The organism is Psychrobacillus sp., from assembly GCF_056205495.1.
This window is the reverse complement of sequence record NZ_JBAEAP010000217.1, coordinates 1-2831: the sequence shown is the minus strand read 5'-3', so window position 1 is coordinate 2831 and position 2831 is coordinate 1. Positions and strand designations below refer to the sequence as shown.

General features: G+C 38.7%; 3 protein-coding genes. All 3 read left to right on the top strand.

What is annotated here, in order from left to right; translation table 11 throughout:
* The first annotated feature begins 98 nt into the window (after positions 1-98).
* Positions 99-1124 carry a DctP family TRAP transporter solute-binding subunit gene (locus AC06OU_RS06280; protein ID WP_475854700.1) on the top strand — a complete coding sequence of 342 codons (1026 nt, stop codon included), beginning with the start codon at positions 99-101 and terminating at the stop codon, positions 1122-1124.
* 21 nt (positions 1125-1145) lie between these two features.
* Positions 1146-1640, top strand: a complete 495-nt coding sequence (locus AC06OU_RS06275) for a TRAP transporter small permease (RefSeq protein ID WP_475854698.1) — start codon at positions 1146-1148, stop codon at positions 1638-1640.
* Positions 1637-2831, top strand: a 1195-nt coding sequence (locus AC06OU_RS06270) for a TRAP transporter large permease (RefSeq protein ID WP_475854696.1), incomplete at its 3' end; no start/stop codon positions are given. The genes AC06OU_RS06275 and AC06OU_RS06270, both read left to right, overlap by 4 nt.

Below are 2831 nucleotides of genomic sequence, written 5' to 3'. Positions count from 1 at the left end.
CGGGCACAAGAGAACGATTTGGCTAAACAACTTATGGCATTTCACCTAGATAATGTAGAAAGAAGATTTTTATTATATTTCAATGAGGAGGAAAAGAAATGAAAAAATTATTAGCTATACTACTAATCACTTTACTTACGTTAAGCGCATGTGGAAGGCCATCAACAAATACGTCAACATCTAGCTCTGGGGAGGAACAAGATCAATATACAATTCGAATTGCATACTTAGTATCTGAGGAGCAATCTACTCATCTAGCTGCTAAGTCTTTTAAAGAAAAATTGGAGAAAGAATCGGATGGACGTTTAAAAGTTGAACTATATGCAAATGGTCAATTGTATCCTTCTGACCGAGAAGGAATTGAAGCGGTACAGTTAGGTAATATTGAAATGACTATTCCAGCCGTAGCGCCTTTAGCTTCTTTCAATAAAAAGTTCATGGTTTTTGACTTGCCATTTTTGTTTAATGATCATGATGCGGCATATCGTGCGCTTGATGGAGAATTAGGGGATAAGCTCCTAGCGGAATTAGAGAGCAATGATATGAAGGGCCTTGTGTGTGCTGAAAATGGCTTCCGTCATATGTCTAATAACGAGGGACCAATAGAGGGAATAGAAGATTTAAAGGGGTTAAAATATCGAACACTAGAAAATCCGGTACACACGGATACTTTTAAAGCGTTTGGTGCTAATGCTTCTCCTTTTGCTTTTGGTGAATTATACACAGCTCTGCAACAAAATACATATGAAGCAATGGAATCACCCATCTCTTTATATTATACAAACAAATTCTATGAGGTTCAGGAATACCTTACTTTAACTAGCCATGTCTATGCTGCAACTATTTTGTTGATGAACAATGACTTCTATAATAGTTTACCAGACGATTTGCAGGAGCTAGTGCAAACTGCTTCTGAAGAGTACAGAACAGAGCAACGTGAAATTGCCCAGAAACAAGACGTAGAATTTTTAGAGAATTTGAAGCAAGAAGGTATGAAAGTAAATGAACTGACAGAAGAGCAACGTAACGAGTTCAAGGATGCAACTCAATCAGTTTATGATAAATACGTGCCTGAAATTGGAGAAGATCTTGTCAAAATGGCAGAGGAAGCAAATAACCAATAATGAAACAGGGGTGAAATGTATATGCTAAGAAAATTTGCAAGGTTCGAAGAAATAATGCTAGTACTTTCCCTTGGTTTAATGGTAGCTCTTATTTTTGGTCAAGTAATAGGCCGATATGTCTTCTCCTCCGCACCAAGCTGGACAGAAGAAATGGCTCGGTATATTCATATTTTTCAAGTCTGGATAGGTGCAAGTTATGCAGTTAAGTTACGACAGCACATTCGTGTGGAAGCATTTATCACCCGCTTCCACGGGGTGTTTCGTCAGGTGCTTGAGATTTTATCCATAGTAATTTGGTTTGTAATGGCACTGTTTTTAGCTGTGTTTGGTACAGAGCTTGTTTTGAGTAGTATTAACCATGGACAGCTGGCTCCAGCTATGCAAATACCAATTTGGATTCCATATTTAGCTATACCACTTGGTGGGATTGGGATGGCTATTCGGTTAGTCATTCAAGTAAAAGAAGTAATACAAGGCAATTACGACAAACCTAAGGATGAGGAGATTATGCTATGACAGTAGCTCTTTTGTTCGGTACATTGTTTATCTGTCTATTAATCGGAGTTCCCATCGCCATCTCCTTAGGTGTTTCTGCACTAGTTGCCATTTATTTCGGTTCTAATCTTCCACTCGGTATTATAGCCCAAAAAGCTTTTACATCGTTGGATTCATTCCCGCTATTAGCAATCCCTTTCTTTATGCTAGCTGGAGTATTAATGAGTAAAGGGGGAGTTTCCAAAAGATTGCTGGACGTAGCTACTGCTTTAGTTGGTTGGATAGTAGGGGGATTGTCTCTAGTAACCATTGTAGCATCCATGTTTTTTGCCGCTATTTCGGGATCTGGACCTGCAACGGTAGCTGCAATTGGCGGTTTTATGATTCCAGAAATGAAAAACAAAAAGTATGACGGAGGATATGCAGCGGCTGTATCCGCTTCGGCAGGATCTATAGGCGTAATTATTCCACCTAGTATTCCATTTGTGTTGTATGGGGTAATAGGAAGCGTATCTGTAGGAAGCATGTTCCTAGCAGGGATATTACCAGGTATTATCATTGGTATTGGTCTGATGATCACCGCGTATTTTATTGCTAAAAAACGAGGCTATAAGTCCGAGGGAACTGCCCGCTTTTCATTTAAGGATGTGTTAAAAGCTACATACGATGCCAAGTGGGCATTGCTTATCCCAGTTATTATTTTGGGTGGGATTTATGGAGGCTTCTTTTCGCCAACGGAAGCTGCTGTCGTAGCAGTGGTCTATGCTTTAATTATCGGCTTGTTTGTTTATAAGGAGCTTACATGGAAATCCGTATTTGAATGCTTCCGCGAAGCGGTTGTTATTAATGCTACTACGATGATTATTATCGGTCTTTCCGTTTCTTTTGCATATTTCATGACTTTAGAACAGGTGCCCAATGATATTTCTTCTTTCTTGACTGAATTATCTACCAATCCAATTGTCATTTTACTAGCTATTAATGTCATACTATTAATAGTAGGAATGTTTATCGATACAATATCTGCGTTAGTCATTCTAACACCGATTCTTTTGCCGATTGTTATTGCAGTCGGTGTCGATCCCATTCATTTTGGGGTAATATTAGTTACTAACTTAGCAATTGGTTTTATCACACCACCTCTTGGAGTAAACCTATTTGTAGCTTCTAGTGTTGGTAATGTGAAGTTTGAAAGAATAGTAATGGCCATTA